Genomic DNA, 19,765 nt, shown 5'->3' with positions numbered 1-19,765 from the left:
TGTTGTAACCAATTAATACCAATGAAACATTTACTTAGCCTTTTGCTGTTACTTTGCAGCATCAGCATTACCGCCCAGGAAATTTGCAACAACGGCATAGATGACGACGGTGATGGCCGTATAGACCTTAATGACAGCGACTGCAACTGCGGCAATCAAACGCCCGTGCCTTCTATTATACCCAATGCTTCGTTTGAAGATCATAGCAGTTGCCCTACCAGCTATTCTCAGCTTGAACTTTGTACCGGCTGGATACAGGCAACTACGGCAACTACCGATTATCTTAATACCTGCGAAATGTATTCCGGTGCAATAAGGGACCTTTCTGACTCGCTATTGCCATTTCCTGACGGTGAAGGTATTGTGGGCGCTATTTTTGACCCACAGTGGAATGAATACCTGGGTAGCTGCCTTACCGCCCCCATGCTTAAAGATACCACTTACCAGATAACATTTAACATTGCGTCATTTCCGGCGGGCGGCTATTTAGAAACATGTAATGCAGGGGTAATTGAGTATGACCCTGTTAACATTACAATTTATGGCACCCAAAACTGTGTAAATTTGCCCATAGAAACAATTTTTAGCCCTAATTTAGCCAGTACAAGCTGGGTAGAATTGGGCAAAGCTACTTATATTCCGCAATCTGTATGGGGGCAGCTCACCATAACGTTTACACCTGCAAACGATATTGCGGCCATTATGATAGGGGCGCCGCCCACCCTGCCACCCTCCTATGACACTGTTACCTGTTACCCTTATTTTTTATTTGACAATTTAATTCTTAACAAAACGTCAAACTTTGATGTAAACATCAATTCTGCAGGAAACTATTGCGACGGAAACCTTGTTCTATCGGCAAGCCTTTCTATACCCGTGTCAGGCGCAGCTGTTTACCAGTGGTATAAAAATGGTATTGCAATAATTGGTGCAACGCAGGATACGTATAGCATAGTGCCGGGATCTGGCCTTGCACAATATACGGTGCGGGTAACCGATGGCCCGGAGTGTTTTTTATCTCCCTCATATACGGTAAATAACCTGAACCCTGAACCCGACATTACCGTAGTAGTACCCAATTGTATATCCGATGGCAGCATTACAGTAAATACACCGGCAGCATTTTACAGCTTTGATAACGGGGTTACCTGGTCACCAAATAATTTTTCGGGACCACTGCAATCGGGGATATATTCTGTAAAAACAAAAACCAACGCAGGCTGCATATCGATTGCGAGCGTAGCAAACCTGAGTTATTTCAGTAACCTAGACTTTATTAACTATACCTATGTAGACCCGCAGTGCGGCGTTAGCGGCAGCATAACAATTACCGCCACGGCGAGCCAGTACAGTTTTGACGGAGGTATTACCTGGCAAACATCTAACACTAAAGCGCTTGATTACGGCACATATAATATAATGATTAAAGACAGTACAGGCTGCGTTACCGGCGAAAATTATGTTTACCTGCCACAACCGTTACTAAACCCGCCTTTATTTACCTACGAAGATACAACATGCGCAAGTGGTGGCTCTATAACAGTTACCACACCTGCTGATGAATATAGTATAGATAACGGCGTTACATGGGTGGCTACCAACACTTTTTCATCCCTAACTGAAGGTTATTACTATGTACGGATTAAAACGTCAGGTTGCGAATCAGAACTGTCGTACGCTTATATAGGTGTGGAATATGTACAGCCACCAGCGACTAACACCTCAATAGTTTACTGCCAGTATGCCGTACCGGAAGCGCTTACCGCCGCCGGAAACAATATTTTATGGTATGATACTGCCACGGGCGGCACACCGCTTGCCACGGCCCCTGTACCCTCTACAAGCGTGGTAGGAGATGTGTGGTATTATGTATCTCAAACGATAAGGGGCTGCGAAGGCCCGCGCACAGCCATACAGGTTACGGTGCTTGAAACTCCGGGTGTCCCCTCTGCTATTCAACACTATGAATATTGTCACAATGCAACCACAACGGCGTTAAGCGCCACAGGCGTTGGGCTGCGTTGGTATACAATGCCGGAGGGAGGCATTGGCAGCAGCACCGCCCCGGCACCTCCCAGCAATGTGCCCGGCACTTTTAATTACTACGTTTGCCAATCATTAAATGGTTGTGAAGGCGAACGGGTACCTATAACGGTAGTAATACATCCTATCCCGCCTATGCCGGTAACCGAAAGTAATGTAACTTATGAACAGTATGAAATTACAATGCCACTAACGGCAACCGGTGAAAACATAATATGGTATAATGATGCATACGAGCCGTTAAGCGAAAAACCTGTATTTACATCTGAAGAACTGGGTACAACAGTATATTATGTGAGCCAGACCATTAACAATTGCACCAGCTTACTGCGAAAAATAACCATAACGATACTGCCCAATTATATTGACATTGGCTACCCGCGGTACTTTACCCCGAATGGCGACGGAAGCCATGAAACCTGGAATATCTATACTCCAAAATTTGGTATAAAAGCCACCGTTTTTATTTTTGACCGGTATGGCAAGCTGATAAACCAAACGTTTTCGCCGGGTATAGGCTGGGACGGCACCCTAAACGGTGCCCCTATGCCTGCCACTGATTACTGGTTTAAAGTAATATACAAGGAATATGGCGTAGAAAAAACAGTTAACTCGCATTTTAGCCTTATTAGGTAAGCCTTAAAATGGCCAAGTAATCTATTTATTTTTAGAAAGATTTTTAAAGCAACATAATTTTAGTAATAATAACCCGGAAAAAAGTATAGTATACCCCACTAATTGCTCCAATTTACATATTGCACAGCGTTTGAAGTAGAAATTAAAGTAATTAGTGGAATTTTTTTCAGGATGGTAAAACTCTACCAAATTTGCTTCATAATATTACTTATGTGGCATTAATGCTTAAATTGTATAAAAATATAAAATCAGGGGTAGGGTAAAAACATTCTTCTTTGTCTGTCTAATAAAAGAGTAACGCAATCGATTAAGCCGCTTTTTCAATTGGTAAATCAAAAAAACGTATACTTGCGTTAACAACATAGACAGATGAAACAATTACTCACCTTGTTATTTTTGCTTTGCAGCCTTTGCCTCAGTGCACAGGAAATTTGCGACAATGCCCTTGATGACGACGGCGACGGCCTAATAGATATTAACGACCCTGATTGCTTTTGCAACACCCCTGTCATCACTTCTATAATACCTAATCCTTCTTTTGAAGAATATATTACATGCCCTTATGTAATTAAGCAACTGCATTACTGTTCTAACTGGTTATGCAGGTGGGACAGTACCGATTATTATAACTGTGGGTACTACACGCCTGCAATCCTTAATACAGGCCTTGTTCCGCCGCCGGACGGCCAGGCTATGGTAAGTGCTTTATTTTTTACCCATGGCAAAGAATACTTTGGCACCTGCCTTAATTCCCCCCTGCTGGCCGGAGTAAATTACCAGCTTACACTTGATATTGCCTCACTGCCTGTAACCGGCACCGGCGATGCCATAGGCAATAATGGTGTTATAAATTACGGCCCGGTAAACATTACAATATTTGGTAACGCAACCTGTATTACAGAGGGATTGCCAACTCACGAAAGCCCAGATACATATTCTACAGACTGGGACGTTATAGGTAGCGCGGTGTACACCCCGGTAGCATCCTGGGGGAAGCTTACCATTAGCTTTACCCCTCCGTCTAATATTAATTCAATTATGATAGGCGCCCCACCCGGTGTACTGCCGGACGGCTATCCGGATGCCAGTTTAGGATCTTCACTATGGGGGCCTCGTTTTTTCTTCGACAACCTGGTGCTTAGAGAAGCATATTCCTATATAGGCGAGGCCGGAAATTTCTGCGATAACAACCTGGTGCTTACCGTTCACCCCACTATTTCTTTAACGCCATCGGCAACCTACCAGTGGTATAACAATGGTATCGCCATAACGGGCGCCACGCAGCCATCGTATGCTGTGCCTGCCACCCCGGCTAATATCGGGGTATATGCTGTAATGATAACATCTGGTGGGCAATGTTATATAAGCCCGGGGTACACCATATCGCCAAGAACACCCGCCCCTGATGCTACAACCGTCCAGCCAAATTGTATGGACAACACCGGCACCATAACCATTACCACACCGGCAGACGAGTACAGCTTTGACGGCGGTGCAACCTGGGGTACTAACCCTGTGGCAACCTTTTTAACGGGTGAGTACCAAATTAAGGTTAGGTACAATTCAGGCTGCGAGTCATATATTTCAGAAGTTTATTTATCCCCGGCGCCGGCATTTTTACCGTTGCCAACGTTTTTATATACCGACCCTACCTGTACGGTCTCAGGCTCTATAACCATTACTAATGCAGGTGCCGCGGAGTTTAGTTTTGACGGTGGCCTTACCTGGAGCACTGACCCGGTATTAGCCAACGTGCCCGAAGGCGAATATATACTGGTATATAAAGACGCGATAGGGTGTGTAAGCTTTAACCGGTTTGTGCACGTAGACAGCCCATTACCCCGGCCGGCACAGCCCGATATTACAGTAACCCAGCCTACTTCATGCAGCGATTCGACGGGAAGCATAACTATAGATACGGTAGCCCCGCAATACAGTTTTGACGGTGGTGCTACATGGGAAAGCAGTAATGCAAAAAGCCTGCTTACCCCCGGCACCTATGATATAAGGGTTATTAACGAATATGGGTGCCTATCGGACGCGCTTATTGTTGTCATTAATACCCCGCCAGGCGCACCGGCTGCACCATCACTCACTGTTACCGACCCTACATGTGCCGTAGGTACGGGCGGTATTACAATTACCAGTAGTGCGGCATACTACAGTTTTGACGGTGGCATCACCTGGGTTACCCAAAACAGCATGGCCGGGCTACCTCCGGGAAATTATAATGTCGCGGTTAAAAACGCCCAGGGGTGCGTGTCACCGGCTACAGCCGCCTATATAAACCCTGGCCTGGCCGCGCCCCTGGAGCCTTTAGTCAGCGTGCAGCAGCCCGACTGCAATATAAGCACGGGCGTTATAACCGTAACCTCCGCCGCACAGGAATATAGTTTTGATAACGGGGCTACCTGGACGGCCCTCAATACGTCGCCGCCGCTTGCCTTGGGCGATTATTTTATCCGTATAAAGAACGCCGCCGGTTGCCAGTCGCCGCCATTACTGGTAACGATTGCGCCAAGTGTCCCTGCCACGCCCGGCGTTATGGATCTTACCTATTGCAAGGATTCGCCCGCGTTGCCACTTACTGCCATAGGTTCAAACCTTCTTTGGTATAACCAGCCATCGGGTGGTATTGGCACTGCTACAGCGCCCCTGCCGCAAACAGCCGTACCCGGAACTACTACCTGGTATGTATCCCAAAGCATAAACGGCTGCGAAAGCGAACGCGTAGCCATAACCGTAACAATTATAGATATTTTGCCGCCACCCGAGGCCAGCCGCTCAATAACCTATTGCCAGGGTGAACCTACCGATGCGCTTACCGCTACGGGCACAGGCCTGGTGTGGTACACTGAGGCCCTTGGCGGTGCAGGAACACTTAGCCGTCCCGTACCTTCATCTGCCGTACCGGGGGTATATAAATACTATGTAAGCCAGCTGGAAAATGGATGCGAAAGCAGCCGCACGGAAATTGTGGTAACCATACTGCCTACCCCCAACGTACCCATTACCGAAACCCTTATAACCTATAAGCACAATATCCCTACCCTGCCCCTTACGGCAACCGGAACAAATATTAAGTGGTACAACGGCGCTATGCAATTGCTTAACGCTGCACCGGTGCCCTCATCCGCGAACATTGGAACAACTGTCTATTATGTAAGCCAGGCAATAGATGGGTGCGAAAGCCCTCTTGAAAGGATTGTTGTTACGGTAGAGCCTAATTACATTATTATCAGCTACCCACGATATTTTACCCCAAACAGCGATGCCTATAATGAACATTGGAACATTGACAAACCCGAAAACAATGTAAGAGTTACCATATTTATATATGACCGATACGGAAAACTGATAACCCAGTTTTCAGCACCCACAAGCCGTGGGTGGGACGGTACCTTAAATGGCAGCCCATTACCCGCCACCGACTACTGGTTTAAAGCAGTATATAGTGAATATGGTGTAGAGAAAACATTTAGTTCGCACTTTAGCCTTATACGGTAAACACTTAATTTTTATACAATTAATTTATTTTTAAGAAATTTCTGTAGTGCAAGACGTACTTTTAAGTATTCAATAATCTAGAAACAAAATGTTATGCAAAACAGGGTAATAAAATTAGGCGTGTTTGCCGCACTGCTTTCGCTGGTAACCGGATGTGAAGTTGTGGGAGACATCTTTAAATTTGGTATGGGTGTAGGTATATTTATAGTTATAGCCTTAGTAGTTCTTATTATATGGCTTATAAATAAATTCAGGAGGTAATAAAATAAGAAAAGCATCCCGCCATTAACAGGATGCTTTCAAATAAATTATACAACTCACAGTATAATTTAATGCCTTAAGCCTCAAGTGCTTTTTGAAGTGCATTTACTGCATCGGTAGCATTGCTCATCTGTGCATATTTAAGTGCTGTTAAGCCTTTTTCATCTTTGGCTTTTATTTTGGCACCATTTTGTAGCAGTAGGTCTATAATTTCTACCTGGTTGTAACGGGCTGCAAGCATTAGCGGGGTAAGTCCGTTAGACAGCTCGTTTACATCGCTGCCGTACTCAATAAATTTCTTTACTGTTGCTATATCCCCCTTTACAATAGCAACGGCCAGCGGCGTAGCATTCCTGTATTCGTTAACTAACCCAAATGTTGAAGATGTAGCCGCAGTGGCAATTGCTGTGTTACTAAATAATGCAAGGGCAAGGCTCAGGCAAATGATCGTTTTTTTCATGATGATTGAATTTTTGATGATTGAATTATAAATGATTTTAAATGTTTACGGTTGATTAGGCCGTTTAAAGTAATAGACGCTCACAACCAGATAAACGTTACTGAAAAAATTAATTTTAACAAAATTTTAACATTACTGATGTTTCAACATGTGCCTATTAAAATTGTCAGGAGGCATAGTTTTATGCCTTAACAACCTCTATCCATATCTTTTCTTTTTTTTCATATTTCTTAAGCAGTGCTACGAGGCCGTTAACCTTGCTCGCACAATTCCATATCTTTGTTTTCATATCACCGTCGGTCCCCACTAATATACAGCCTTCGGTATTCTCATGGCTATTACCGCCGTGTATAAGTATCCCTTCGAAACACTTCACATTTAACAGTAGAGGAAGGTATTTTTTAAACCTGTTACTATATGCAAGCACCACCTGGTAACGCCCATAATCTATTGCCGTTTTTGTTTTTATTTTTTTAGCACAGTCGCCATTAAGTCCGCGGTCCTTGTCTTCAAGCGTGTAGGCATAAAAGTCTCCGCCTACAAACATTTTTCCTAATGTTTGATTTTCGGTAAATACCGATCGTTCTACCCTAATTTCCATAGTATTTGTGTTTATTGGTTACTAAATTCATAGGGTTAAAGCTATTTTAATAAGGCATTAAAAAAAATACCCAAGAGTGGGTATTTTTATATAAAAGGCTAAAAGTCAACAACCAACCAACTATACCCGCAGCATCCCGCGAAAGCCCCGAGCCGCGTAGTAAGACTCTGCGCCGTTGTGGTAGGTAAACACAGTATTGTAGCGACAATCGCAAAAAATAGCACCGCCAAGCTTACGAATGTCTGCCGGGGTTTGCACCCAACTCGATGTTTTAAGGTCAAAGCTCCCAAGTTTTTGTAATTCACGATATTGTTGTTCAGTTAAGAGCACAATGCCTATTTCGGCAGCCATATCTACGGCGCTGTTAGCAGGCTTATGTTCTTTTCGGCTGTCGAGCGCGACACGGTCGTAGCAAAGGCTCCGCCGGCCTTTAGGGCTTTCGGGCGCGCAGTCATAAAAAATATATTCGCCGGCAACTTCGTCATATCCCACCACATCGGGTTCGCCACCTGTGGCCTCCATTTCGTCCAGGGTAAACAGCTTAGCTGGGTTGGCTTCAAGCCTTGCCTGTACAGCAGGCCACTCAAGCCCAGGATGGCGGTTCGTGTTTTTTTCAAACCGGGATTTTAAAATAGTTAGTAACTCCTCCTGCCCGTCGGGTGATAGTTGTTTCTTTGTGGTCATGGTGTGGATAGATTTTATAACGCTAAGATAGTAAAAAAGGTTATGAGGTTCTTAGACGCTAAGTCGCTTAGGAGTACAGCTAGCGCTGAGTAAAAAAGCTGCACCCTTTCCTTTGGAAATCGAAGATTCAACTGCTCATAAAGGCAATAATGAAAAAATTTCTGAGGCTCTAAGTTACTAAGCACCACAGAACCTCAAAGAAAAAGCCCCCCGTTTCCGGAGGGCTTCTGTATACATTTTGAGATTAAATTACTCTTCAGTAGTTTTAGTTTCTTTGCTAAATTTAGCATATTTGTTTTTAAACTTGTCGATACGGCCAGCAGTATCAATAAGTTTAGATTTACCTGTGTAGAAAGGGTGAGAAGTACGCGAAATCTCCATTTTCACTACCGGGTATTCAACACCTTCGTGAGTAATAGTTTCTTTAGTGTCAGCAGTAGATTTAGTAATAAAAACTTCGTCGTTAGACATGTCTTTAAAAGCAACTAATCTGTAATTTTCAGGGTGAATACCTTTTTTCATTTTTTGTTTTATTTGGCTGCCCTTATTTTGCGGCTTCTTGTTACAGAAGGTATAAACTCAGGTACAGCTTTGTTTATATTATTTAATTCAGGCTGCAAAAGTACACATATTTTTTTATAATCAAATACGTTTTCAATAAATTTTAGGGTGTAACAGTACATCCTTTTTTGCGACATATATTGCATAATTAGTATATTTGTAACATCAAAACAAAAATTAAAAACCATGAATGAAGCAATCAAAAAAAACGGTTTAACTTTTGGGCTTATTGTGGGAGTAGCTGCCATACTTATCACAACAATAATCTATGTTATAGATTTGGGGCTTATGGTTAGTATAGGTGTGGGCCTGTCAATATTTGCCATTAATATAGTAATAGGAATCATAGGAGTTGCCAAAACTAAAAAGCAACTGGGTGGGTTTATAAGTTTTAAACAGGCCCTTGGGGCGTTTGTTTTAATTATGGCCATAGGCAGTCTTATTAATATATTGTTTAATATACTATTGTTTAATATAATAGACCCGGCCGCTAAGGAAACAATGACTACACTTGTTGTAGAGAAGACAGTTTCTATGATGCAAAACTTTGGCGCAAAGGCTGAAGACATTAAAAAAACAATAGTGGCAATGAAAGAGACTGACAACTTTGGACCGTTTTCGCTTTTAAAATCGTATTTAAGCAGTATGGTTATGTATATTATTATCGGCCTTATCGTTGCGGTTGCCCTTAGGAATAAAAAGGAGGTTTTTAATTAATGAACCTATCTATAGTAATACCTCTTCTTAACGAAGAAGAATCGCTTACCGAATTGCACCGCTGGATTTCAGCAGTGATGGCGGAAAATAACTTTAGCTACGAAATACTTTTTATAGACGACGGAAGCACCGATGCTTCCTGGGGTGTTATAACGGCGCTCAGTAAAGCGGATCCTAATGTTAAGGGAATCCGTTTTTTTAGCAACTATGGTAAAAGCCAGGCGCTGCACGCCGGATTTGACCGTGCGGAGGGCGACGTGGTTATTACCATGGATGCCGACCTGCAGGACAGCCCCGAAGAAATTCCCGGCCTGTACAGCATGATAACACAGCAAGGCTTTGACCTTGTAAGCGGCTGGAAAAAAAAGCGGTATGACAATGTGGTAATGAAAAACCTGCCCAGTAAGCTCTTTAACTGGGCCGCGAGGAAAACATCGGGGGTAAAACTAAACGACTTTAACTGCGGGCTCAAAGCCTATAAAAATGTTGTTATAAAAAATGTAGAGGTGTCGGGAGAGATGCACCGCTACATACCGGTGCTGGCAAAAAACGCCGGATTTAAAAAAATAGGCGAAAAAGTAGTACTGCACCAGGCACGCAAATACGGGTCGTCTAAATTCGGCATGAGCCGCTTTATAAACGGATTCCTGGACCTTATAACCATCTGGTTCCTGTCGCGTTTTGGAAAAAGGCCCATGCACCTATTTGGGGCCATTGGGGTAATTATGTTTTTAATAGGCATGTTTTCTGCGCTGTATATTGGTTTTTTAAAACTCTATAAGCTCTACCATAGTGAAAAAACCATACTGGTTACCGATAACCCCTGGTTTTATATTGCCCTTGTTACAATGATAATAGGCACGCAGCTTTTTCTGGCCGGATTTTTAGGCGAAATAATTCTTCGCACAAAAAATAACGAAGAACGCTATAAAATCAGCGAAACTTTATAATTTTAATACCTGATCAACACGTTATAAAAACTCACAAAAATCATGGAAATTGAAAAGACAGTACTAGACAAGGTAAATGTATGGCTTACACCTACTTTTGACAGCGAAACACAGGCAGCAATTACAGAAATGATGGCTAGCGCCCCTAAAGAGCTTGAAGACAGCTTTTACCGTAACCTTGAATTTGGTACCGGCGGTATGCGCGGCGTTATGGGCCCCGGCACTAACCGCATTAATAAATATACCTTGGGCAAGGCCACACAAGGGCTATCTGATTATCTTAAAACATCGTTCCCGGGAGAAGATGTAAAAGTAGCAATAGCCTACGATTGCCGCAACAATAGCGATACCCTTGCCAAAGTAGTGGCAGACGTATTTAGCGCAAACGGTATTAAAGTATATCTCTTTGAAGAGCTTCGCCCCACGCCTGAACTTTCATTTGCAGTAAAACACCTTAATTGCCATGCCGGTATTGTACTTACAGCATCGCACAACCCACCGGAATATAATGGCTATAAAGTATACTGGCAGGATGGCGGCCAGCTGGTGCCACCGCAGGATAAGGAGGTAATAACCGTTATTGAGGCTTTAGACTACGCTGATATAAAGTTTGAATCGAACCCAGACCTTATAGAATATATAGGCCATGCTATCGATAAAGAGTTTATAAAATCATCTTTAGTTAACGCATCGTTTAATACAGCTGCCGAAGCAAAAAATGCGCTTAAAATTGTATATACCCCCCTTCACGGCACATCGGTAAAACTAATACCGGACCTGCTTGAAGATGCGGGCTACAGCCAGCTACATATAGTAGCGGAACAGGCAGTGCCAAATGGTAACTTCCCTACTGTAAAATCGCCAAACCCCGAAGAGCCCGAGGCCCTTAAAATGGCCGTGGAGCTTGCCGACCAAGTTAACGCCGACCTTGTAATAGGTACTGACCCTGATGCCGACCGCCTGGGTGTAGCCGTGCGCAACGGAAACGGTATTATGACGCTCCTTAACGGTAACCAGACCATGATACTAATGACTGAGTTTTTGCTTAACGAATGGCAAAAAAAAGGCAGGCTTGATGGTAAGCAGTTTATAGGCTCTACTATTGTTTCTACCCCCATGATGCACGAGCTTGCAAGTGCTTATGGCATAGAGTGCAAAGTGGGCCTTACCGGATTTAAATGGATTGCCAAGATGATTGTTGACTTCCCGGAAGAGGAGTTTATAGGCGGTGGCGAAGAGAGCTTTGGCTACATGGTGGGCGATGCCGTGCGCGATAAAGATGCCGTTACATCTACCCTGTTGCTGTGTGAAATTGCGGCCCAGGCAAAAGCAAATGCCAGCTCGCTGTACCAGGAATTACTTAAATTATATGTAAAATACGGCTTCTATAAAGAGTACCTTATATCGCTTACCAAAAAAGGCCGAGATGGTGCTGCAGAGATAAAGCAGATGATGGTAGACTGGCGTGAAAACCCACGTAAGGAAATTAACGGGCAGCGTGTAATAATGCTGGAAGACTACCAGTCATCCACTGCTAAGAACCTGCTTACCGGCGCCGAAGAGCAGTTAAACTTTCCTAAGAGCGATGTGCTTATTTATTATCTTGAAGACGGCACTAAAATATGCGCCCGCCCAAGTGGTACCGAGCCTAAAATTAAATTTTACTTCAGCGTGAACGACGCGCTTGACGATGTTAAAAACTTTAAGCGCGTGGAAGAAGCGCTTGACCAGAAAATCAAGAATATTGTAGAGGAGCTTGACCTCAAATAATTAGATGAGTGATTATAAAAAAATAGCGCGCTTAGCACTGCCTTATAAGAAGTATGTTTTTTTAAATGTCTTTTTTAATGTGCTGAGCGCGTTTTTCAGTACCATATCGCTGATAGCGGTAATACCGGTATTAAAAGTAATTTTTGAAGATAACAAACGTGTTGTAAACGAACCGGTATACCACGGCATAGGCCATGTTAAGGAATATCTTGAAGATTCTCTGAACTATGTGCTTACCCTGCAAATAGACCGTCTTGGGGTTTTTACGGTACTTATGTACATTATCGGGATGATAATGATTATCTTTTTGCTTAAAAACCTTACTACCTATTTAGCGGTTTATTTTATAACCTACCTGCGCAACGGCCTTATTAAAGACATAAGGGAAGCCATGTATGCCCGCATTGTACGCCTGCCGGCCTCTTATTATGCAAAAACCACTAAGGGTGATATTATCTCGCGCCTTACTACCGATGTAAACGAGATAAGCAGTTCCCTACAAAACATCCTTGAGATGATTGTTAAGGAACCGCTAACCATACTCTTTACATTAGGGGCCATGCTAATGCTCAGCGTTAAGCTAACCCTTTTTGTATTTGTATTTATACCCATAGCCGGATTTCTTGTATCACAGGTAGGTAAAACGCTTAAAAAGAAATCGATGCTGTTGCAGCGCGAGCAGGGACAGGTATTATCAATATTAGAAGAAACCGTTGGCGGACTTAAAATCATTAAGTCATTTACTGCGGAAGCGGTTTTTGGGAAAAAATTTGACGATACGAGCAACAAACTTTTTGAGCACAGCAATACGGTGGCTAACCGCCAAAACCTTGCGTCGCCCATGAGCGAATTCCTGGGTATCCTGATTATTTCTGTATTGCTTGTTTATGGTGGGTACTTAGTTTTTGAAGACCAGAGCATGGAAGCAGGTTTCTTTTTAGGCTATATCCTTATGGCCTATAATATCCTTACGCCAGCAAAAGATATTTCTAAGGCCAGTTACAGCCTTAAGCGGGGTACCGCATCGGCGGAGCGTATCGTGCAGATACTGGAAGCCCCGGTTGCGATAGACGATAAGCCTGATGCTATTGAGAAACAAACGTTTGACAGTACTATTACCATCGAAAACATCTCGTTTTTCTATAAAGATGAAAAGAATGTTTTGACAGACTTTTCGCTTACGGTGCCTAAAGGCCATACGGTAGCCCTTGTGGGGCAGTCCGGTTCTGGTAAAAGTACCGTGGCTAACCTGCTTACTCGTTTTTATGACGTGCAGGAAGGCAGCATAAAAATAGACGGGACCGACATACGCGATATAAAACTTAACTCGCTGCGGGGCCTTACCGGCCTTGTAACGCAGGACAGCATCCTGTTTAACGACACTGTGCGCAACAATATGCTTATTGGGCGTTCAAACGCCACTGAAGAAGAAATTATAAACGCGCTTAAAGTGGCAAATGCCCACGAATTTGTTATGGGCCAGCCCGAAGGTCTTGATTATAACATAGGCGAAGGCGGTGGCAACCTTTCCGGTGGACAAAAACAGCGGCTTAGCATAGCCCGTGCGGTGCTTAAAAACCCGCCGATTATGATACTGGACGAGGCCACGTCAGCCCTGGATACAGAAAGTGAAAAGCTGGTTCAGGAAGCACTGGACAATATGATGCAAAACCGCACATCGGTAGTAATAGCCCACAGGCTAAGCACCATACAGAAAGCAGACACTATAGTGGTAATGAAACACGGCCGCATTGTAGAGCAGGGCACCCACGACCAGCTTATAGCCCGGGATGGCACCTATAAGAAACTGGTAATGATGCAATCGTTCGAATAGCGGGAATGTTTAGGATGCATGGATGTGTATATTAGATAAAATCTGGAAATAAAAAGGCTATCTTTGCCACCAGCAGGCCGCCTTATCGCTTCCGCCACGGCGGAAGAGGAAAGTCCGGACACCAGAGGGCAGCATAGCGGGTAACGCCCGTCATCCGCCCCGGCGGAGAGGACAAGTGCAGCAGAAAGTATGTACAGGTAATGCTGTAGTGAAACCAGGTAAACTCTATGCGGTGAAATGCCATGTATACCGGCTATATGTAGGGCGGCCCGCCCGATGCCGGGGGGTAGGCAGATAGATGGCAACAGTAATGTTGCCACCAGATAAATGATAAGGACCCGCCACGGCGGGTACAGAATCCGGCTTACAGGCCTGCTTTTTTTATTTCAGATTGTATATTTCAGATTTAGCTTCACTCGTATGAAACAGGCTGGTAAAAAATCGATAAGAACTGTAGTTTTAAGTATAATGTTACTGCCGCTTTTTTACAGTAGCGTAGTAACCGCGCAGGAATATAAGGAATCTGAGTTGTACCAAAAAATTATTAAAATGGACAGCCTGCTTTTTGATCAGGGTTTTAATAACTGCAACTATGCTGTTTTACAGGAGATACTGGCCGGTGATTTAGAGTTTTACCACGATAAAGGGGGCGTACAAAACAAGAAAGAATTTATAGCCGCCACCCAAAAAAACATTTGTAACTCACCTTATGGGAAGATAACCCGCAAGGCTGTTGCCGAAAGCATTGAAGTATGCCCTATGGAAAAGGATGGCGTTATGTATGGCGCGCTTGAAACCGGTACACACGAATTTTATATACAGGAGCCTGGTAAACCCGTAACTAAAACCGGTAGCGCAAAATTTACCTGCCTCTGGATTTTAGAGGGAAACAGTAACTGGAAATTAAAACGGGTATTTAGCTATAATCATCAGCCGGCACAGTAGCCCCATTAAAACTTCAGCATAATTACCGCAAGCTGCACCACTATATTCAGTGTCAGCATCCACCACAGCCACTTAAGGTTATTGGCTTCAAAAACATTCCCACTGATATAGCCATCGGTACGGGTAAAAAGCAGTTCGGATGCTTTTTGTTTATTACCTGCAATAATGGTATCGGTAATTTCTTTATCGAAAAATGTTACAAACGGTATACGCTTAACCATAAACCACAGAGCCTTACGCGCAAATGCGGGCAGCATTTCCAGTTTACTGTTGTAAATGCCATACAGGTTAACGCTGTTGTTCAAGAAGATATCGGGTGTTTTGTGTTTGGTAAGTTCGTCGGCAACTTTATTCACAATAGCATCGCACAGCCTTTTCTTTTAAACAGGGGTGTCACCTCAAGGTATATGGCTTCAATCACTTTTGTTATGGCAAAAGAATAAGCGGTGCGAATCATTACAAACGCGAAAACAAACCCTAACACTGCCACCAGCACCAGCGATATAACCCCCTTGTCAAAATACTCAAAAGCCGTAACTAAAAACGCTGCGATAAAAAACAACACATTAATAACAACGGCCACGGCTATAACACCGAACATGGCACCCGCGCCTTTGATTCCAAACCGCGCCGAATTTTTAATCAACTGAAACGGGTTTTTAAGGCCGTTTAACAACTGGGCTACTTTAGGATCTAACGTAAAGTTTATTTCTTTTTCTTCGCCGACATTGTTACGGTACGTAATACTGTAGTCGTCTTGCGTGGTAGGTTGGTTTTGGTTTATGTTTTTTTCCTACCGCGCGTTGCAGGCTTTTTGGCAGGTTGTGGCGGGTTCTTAAACACGCTTCCTCGAAAATTTTCCAGCGGCTCTTTTTGCAAAAATCGTTCGATATCTTCCCAGGTGGCACATTTTACACTAAGTATTTCGCCAAAAATATCCATGGGCAGGCTTACGGTTTCTACCCCCGCAAGATTTTCATTCAGGTAGTCTTCCATATCTTCTACTGAATAAAACCACTCTTTATCAAATTGTATTTTATGTACGGAGGCATCTTTGCGCACTATGGCTTCGGTAATCTTTTTCATGGCACTAAAATAAAGAAACCAAAGATACGGCATAACTAAATGCTGTGCTTTGGTTTAAATATATTTTATACTGGGTAATTTAATCAACATGCCCCGCAGGCTCTATATGTATATGGATGTAAGCAAACTGCGGCAATGCGGCCTGTATATGGTCCTGAACGTTGTGGGCAATATCGTGCCCGCGTGCCACGGTAAGGTCTTTATTAACCCAGATGTGCATATCGGCATGGCTCATAAGCCCCATCTTGCGGATGTGGCATTTTTGCACAAACTCCACACCAGGCACTTCTGCCGCGAGTTCCTTAAGGCGAATGTTCATTTCCGGCTGTAATTCTTCATCAAGCAGTTCGCCTATGGCCGGCCTTGCTATAAGCCAGGCATTAATAACAATTACCACAGCGGCCAGCAGTGCGGCCCAGTCGTCTGCCACTTCATAGCCGGGGCCGCCCAGCACACCTATGGTAATGCCTATAAACGCCGCTCCGGAACTTATGGCATCGCTCCGGTGGTGAAATGCGTCGGCCCTAATAGCACCGCTATCCAGCTCCTCGCCTGTTTTAACCACGTAGCGGTACAATAATTCTTTAGTTAAAATAACCACACCCAGTATAATAAGCGTCCACGCCTTTGGTGCCTTATGCGGTGTTTGTATGTTATGTATACTTTCTATAGAAATTACCACGGCGGCACCGCACAGTGCCAGGGCAATGCCCAGTGCAATAAGGGCTTCGGCCTTTCCATGCCCGTAGGGATGCTCTTTGTCGGCAGGTTTGCCGCTCCATTTAAGGCCTATATACAGCATACCGCTTGTTACAATATCTGTAGTGCTTTCTATGGCGTCGGCAATAAGCGCGTAAGAATTGCCAAATATACCACCCAGCGCTTTTATAACTGCCAGTACTGTGCTTACTACTATGCCGGTAAGCGTGGTTTTAAGGCCGGCTTCGGGTGGTGGGGTTATGCGGTTTTTCTCAGCCACTTTGTTAGGTTATTTGTGTGTACAAAAGTAGGCTATATGCAAAGCCCTTCAAAAATATAAATGCTAAAGTTATAACCGGTATATTTATAATGTAAGAAATTTTGTAAAGCGCCGTTATCCATGCAACCAAAAGAAGTTTTTGCGCGTCTACTTTAAAAAATAGCATGTAGTAAATTCCAATTATCAAATATCAAATTACAAGCTTATACCAATTCCATATAACCCGAATAAAACCGATGAACAAAACACTCACCTTACTCCTGTTCTTTATTACACTCATTACCCATGCCCAGATAAGGGGTAAAATTACCGATGCTTCCGGGCAGGGCATACCCTTTGTATCGGTAGCGCTTGAAAACACCTACACTAATACAACCGCCAATGAAAATGGCGGCTATGAACTTTCGGTAAAGCAACCCGGCAGCCACACGCTTGTGTTCCAGTCCATAGGGTTTAAGACTAAAAAGATAGCGGTTAATGCCACTACCCTGCCCTACACGCTCCACATAAGGCTTGAGGACGAGAAGTATGAGCTGAAGGAACTGGTTATAGATAATGCTGAAGACCCTGCTTACGCCATTATACGCGAAGCCATTGCCCATAAAAAAGAGAACAGCGAAAAATCGGGCCGCTTTGAAGCCGACTTTTACAGCAAGGGAATTTTTAAAGTAGCTAACCTTCCCAAAAAGATAATGGGCATGAAGGTAGAAACACCCGAAGGCTATGTAGACAGCACGGGCAACGGGGTAATGTACCTGAGTGAAACAGTATCGCACATTACCTTTGAACAGCCCGACAACCTTAAGGAAAAAGTAATAGCCAGCAAGGTAAGCGGCAGCGACAATGGCTTTAGCTATAACACAGCGTTAGGCACATTCTATAACTTTTATGATGATTTTATCGACTTTGAGGTTAAAATGGTATCGCCTATTGCAAAGGGCGCCATGGGTTATTATAAATACAAGTTTGAGGGCAGCAGCTTTGACGGGCAGGGGCACGAAATAAATAAAATAAAGGTGATTCCCCGCCGGGATAAGGAGCCTGTTTTTGAAGGATACATATATATAGTAAACGGCAGCTGGGCCCTATATGCCATAGACTTTGATATTAAGGGCTACCGCGTGCAGATACCACCACTTAAAACCCTAACCCTGAAGCAAAACTTTAGCTTTAATGCCGATAACGGGCTGTGGGCAAAAAACTCCCAGACGTTTGATTTTGACGCGGGTATGTTCGGCATTAACTTTACAGGTAAGTTTACCCACGTGTACAGCAATTATATTTTTCACGACCATTTTGAGAAGAAAACCTTTGGCCGCGAAGTGGTTTCGTTTGAAAAAGACGCAAACAAAAAAGATTCTGTATACTGGAGCACAATAAGGCCGGTGCCCTTAACTAATGAAGAAACTAAAGACTACATAAAAAAAGACAGCCTTAGTACAGTGCGGAACGACCCCAAACGCCTTGACTCCATAACCCGGGTGCGTAACAAGTTCCATATTTTTGATATAATTACCGGCTACACCTACCATAAAACCGACAGGGACACCACAACGGCAAAAAACGTGCGTTTTGAATATGGGGGACCCGAAATTCCGGCATTTAACACCGTACAGGGATGGAACACAGCTACAAGGCTAAGCTACTCCCGCTGGGGCAAGAAGATAAATTATTTTGCCGCTTCGGCTGATTTTAATTATGGCCTTGCCGAAGACAGGCTTCGTGTAAAGGGTGCACTCTCAAGAGGATTTAGAAAAGTAGGTACATTTACGGCAGGAGGCGGCACCAGTATAGAGCAGTTTAACCCTAATGAGCCTATAGCCCCGCTGGTAAACACCATAAGTACACTGTTTTTTAAAGATAACTATATGAAGCTGTATGACAAGCAGTACCTTTCTTTCGGCTATGTCGGCAACCCCTTAAGCTGGCTTAACATCAGGGGTGTAGTGGAATATTCGCGCAGGAAGGCACTGTACAACAATACCGATTATGTATTTATAAAAGATAACGATGTATATACATCAAACGACCCGCTGCAGCCTTATAATTATACCTCGGCACCCATAGAAACCCAGTATGTTACTAAGGCTACCATAAGCGGTAACATACGCTGGCCGTTTAAATACATTAGCTATCCTAATGGCGCTAAAATACCTGTGGGTGATGAAAATTACCCCAAAGTATCGTTTGAATACCAGAAGGCTTTTGCAGCAAACCTTGACCGTTATAAATATGATTTTGTAAGTATTGCCGCTACCTACAACACTTCAGTATCTAACAAGGGCGACTTTGGCATTGGTATAAACGGCGGTAAGTTCTTCGGGGCAGACGGTATCTCATTTGTAGACTACAGGCACTTTAACGGAAACCAAACCCATTTTACGGAGGGTGATAGTAAGCGATTAAAATCGTTTAACATGCTGCCATACTACACTAATAGTACTAACAATGCCTACCTGGAGCTGCATGCCGAGCACAATTTTAAAGGATACATTATGAATAAAATACCATTGCTAAACCTGCTGCAATGGAACCTTGTTGTAGGATACCACAACCTTATAACACCAGACCGCGCCCCTTACCAGGAGTTTACCGCCGGGTTTAGCAACATAGGCATTGGCGCATTCCGTATATTGCGTGTAGACTATGTTCGCTCGTATCAGGCAGGGGTGGCTACAAACGGTGTCATGTTCAGTTTGTCATTATAAATTTGTAAGTGAATACATAGAAA

Annotated in this window: 17 protein-coding genes and 1 other RNA gene; 10 read left to right on the top strand and 8 right to left on the bottom strand. The window is 43.7% G+C overall.

Features of this window, described 5'->3' with window-relative positions:
* The first annotated feature begins 21 nt into the window (after nucleotides 1-21).
* From ACLI09_RS09120 to ACLI09_RS09110, 3 genes are all read left to right on the top strand, one after another.
* Nucleotides 22-2,679: a T9SS type B sorting domain-containing protein gene (locus ACLI09_RS09120; RefSeq protein WP_411419299.1), complete on the top strand. Its 2,658-nt coding sequence runs from the start codon at nucleotides 22-24 to the stop codon at nucleotides 2,677-2,679.
* A gap of 369 nt (nucleotides 2,680-3,048) precedes the next feature.
* Entirely contained in the window at nucleotides 3,049-6,186 is a 3,138-nt protein-coding gene (locus ACLI09_RS09115; RefSeq protein ID WP_411419298.1) for a T9SS type B sorting domain-containing protein, read from the top strand.
* A gap of 93 nt (nucleotides 6,187-6,279) precedes the next feature.
* Nucleotides 6,280-6,447, top strand: coding sequence for a hypothetical protein (locus ACLI09_RS09110; protein ID WP_411419297.1), 168 nt, complete (start codon nucleotides 6,280-6,282; stop codon nucleotides 6,445-6,447).
* Nucleotides 6,448-6,523: 76 nt separating this feature from the next.
* Here the strand turns inward: ACLI09_RS09110 and ACLI09_RS09105 are convergent, their stop codons facing one another.
* The 4 genes from ACLI09_RS09105 to ACLI09_RS09090 form a co-directional block, all read right to left on the bottom strand.
* Complete coding sequence (locus tag ACLI09_RS09105) at nucleotides 6,524-6,907, bottom strand: ankyrin repeat domain-containing protein (protein ID WP_411419296.1); 384 nt, start codon at nucleotides 6,905-6,907, stop codon at nucleotides 6,524-6,526.
* Nucleotides 6,908-7,088: 181 nt separating this feature from the next.
* Nucleotides 7,089-7,508 carry a DUF5675 family protein gene (locus ACLI09_RS09100; protein WP_411419295.1) on the bottom strand — a complete coding sequence of 140 codons (420 nt, stop codon included), beginning with the start codon at nucleotides 7,506-7,508 and terminating at the stop codon, nucleotides 7,089-7,091.
* A gap of 120 nt (nucleotides 7,509-7,628) precedes the next feature.
* Complete coding sequence (locus tag ACLI09_RS09095) at nucleotides 7,629-8,192, bottom strand: DUF4256 domain-containing protein (protein WP_411419294.1); 564 nt, start codon at nucleotides 8,190-8,192, stop codon at nucleotides 7,629-7,631.
* 249 nt (nucleotides 8,193-8,441) lie between these two features.
* A complete protein-coding gene (locus tag ACLI09_RS09090) occupies nucleotides 8,442-8,714 on the bottom strand; it encodes a type B 50S ribosomal protein L31 (RefSeq protein ID WP_411419293.1) in 273 nt (90 codons plus the stop codon).
* Between the two features lie 225 nt (nucleotides 8,715-8,939).
* On the opposite strand from ACLI09_RS09090, the gene ACLI09_RS09085 reads away from it, so the two are divergent.
* From ACLI09_RS09085 to ACLI09_RS09060, 6 genes are all read left to right on the top strand, one after another.
* Entirely contained in the window at nucleotides 8,940-9,470 is a 531-nt protein-coding gene (locus ACLI09_RS09085) for a DUF4199 domain-containing protein (protein ID WP_411419292.1), read from the top strand.
* On the top strand, nucleotides 9,470-10,420 hold the full coding sequence (locus tag ACLI09_RS09080) for a glycosyltransferase family 2 protein (protein WP_411419291.1): 951 nt from the start codon (nucleotides 9,470-9,472) through the stop codon (nucleotides 10,418-10,420). Before ACLI09_RS09085 ends, ACLI09_RS09080 begins: the two co-directional genes overlap by 1 nt.
* A 42-nt stretch (nucleotides 10,421-10,462) precedes the next feature.
* Nucleotides 10,463-12,190: a phospho-sugar mutase gene (locus ACLI09_RS09075; RefSeq protein WP_411419290.1), complete on the top strand. Its 1,728-nt coding sequence runs from the start codon at nucleotides 10,463-10,465 to the stop codon at nucleotides 12,188-12,190.
* A gap of 4 nt (nucleotides 12,191-12,194) precedes the next feature.
* Nucleotides 12,195-14,024, top strand: coding sequence for an ABC transporter ATP-binding protein (locus ACLI09_RS09070; protein WP_411419289.1), 1,830 nt, complete (start codon nucleotides 12,195-12,197; stop codon nucleotides 14,022-14,024).
* A gap of 69 nt (nucleotides 14,025-14,093) precedes the next feature.
* An RNA gene (rnpB, locus tag ACLI09_RS09065) (RNase P RNA component class A) lies at nucleotides 14,094-14,407 on the top strand.
* A gap of 37 nt (nucleotides 14,408-14,444) precedes the next feature.
* Nucleotides 14,445-14,969, top strand: a complete 525-nt coding sequence (locus ACLI09_RS09060) for a nuclear transport factor 2 family protein (RefSeq protein WP_411419288.1) — start codon at nucleotides 14,445-14,447, stop codon at nucleotides 14,967-14,969.
* 5 nt (nucleotides 14,970-14,974) lie between these two features.
* Here ACLI09_RS09060 and ACLI09_RS09055 read toward each other — a convergent pair whose 3' ends face one another.
* From ACLI09_RS09055 to ACLI09_RS09040, 4 genes are all read right to left on the bottom strand, one after another.
* On the bottom strand, nucleotides 14,975-15,325 hold the full coding sequence (locus ACLI09_RS09055) for a hypothetical protein (protein ID WP_411419287.1): 351 nt from the start codon (nucleotides 15,323-15,325) through the stop codon (nucleotides 14,975-14,977).
* Complete coding sequence (locus ACLI09_RS09050) at nucleotides 15,322-15,615, bottom strand: hypothetical protein (RefSeq protein WP_411419286.1); 294 nt, start codon at nucleotides 15,613-15,615, stop codon at nucleotides 15,322-15,324. The genes ACLI09_RS09055 and ACLI09_RS09050 overlap by 4 nt, the downstream gene beginning before the upstream one ends.
* A 134-nt stretch (nucleotides 15,616-15,749) precedes the next feature.
* Nucleotides 15,750-16,055: a hypothetical protein gene (locus ACLI09_RS09045; protein ID WP_411419285.1), complete on the bottom strand. Its 306-nt coding sequence runs from the start codon at nucleotides 16,053-16,055 to the stop codon at nucleotides 15,750-15,752.
* A 79-nt stretch (nucleotides 16,056-16,134) separates the two neighbouring features.
* Nucleotides 16,135-17,034, bottom strand: a complete 900-nt coding sequence (locus tag ACLI09_RS09040; RefSeq protein ID WP_411419284.1) for a cation diffusion facilitator family transporter — start codon at nucleotides 17,032-17,034, stop codon at nucleotides 16,135-16,137.
* Between the two features lie 236 nt (nucleotides 17,035-17,270).
* On the opposite strand from ACLI09_RS09040, the gene ACLI09_RS09035 reads away from it, so the two are divergent.
* The gene (locus ACLI09_RS09035; protein WP_411419283.1) at nucleotides 17,271-19,742 is read left to right on the top strand and encodes a DUF5686 and carboxypeptidase regulatory-like domain-containing protein; all 2,472 of its coding nucleotides are present in this window, start codon (nucleotides 17,271-17,273) and stop codon (nucleotides 19,740-19,742) included.
* The last annotated feature ends 23 nt before the right edge of the window (nucleotides 19,743-19,765 follow it).

The sequence above is a fragment of the Flavobacterium sp. RHBU_24 genome (assembly GCF_046613695.1).
In the GTDB taxonomy this organism is placed as follows: domain Bacteria; phylum Bacteroidota; class Bacteroidia; order Flavobacteriales; family Flavobacteriaceae; genus Flavobacterium.
This window is presented reverse-complemented; position numbering and strand designations above follow the sequence as displayed.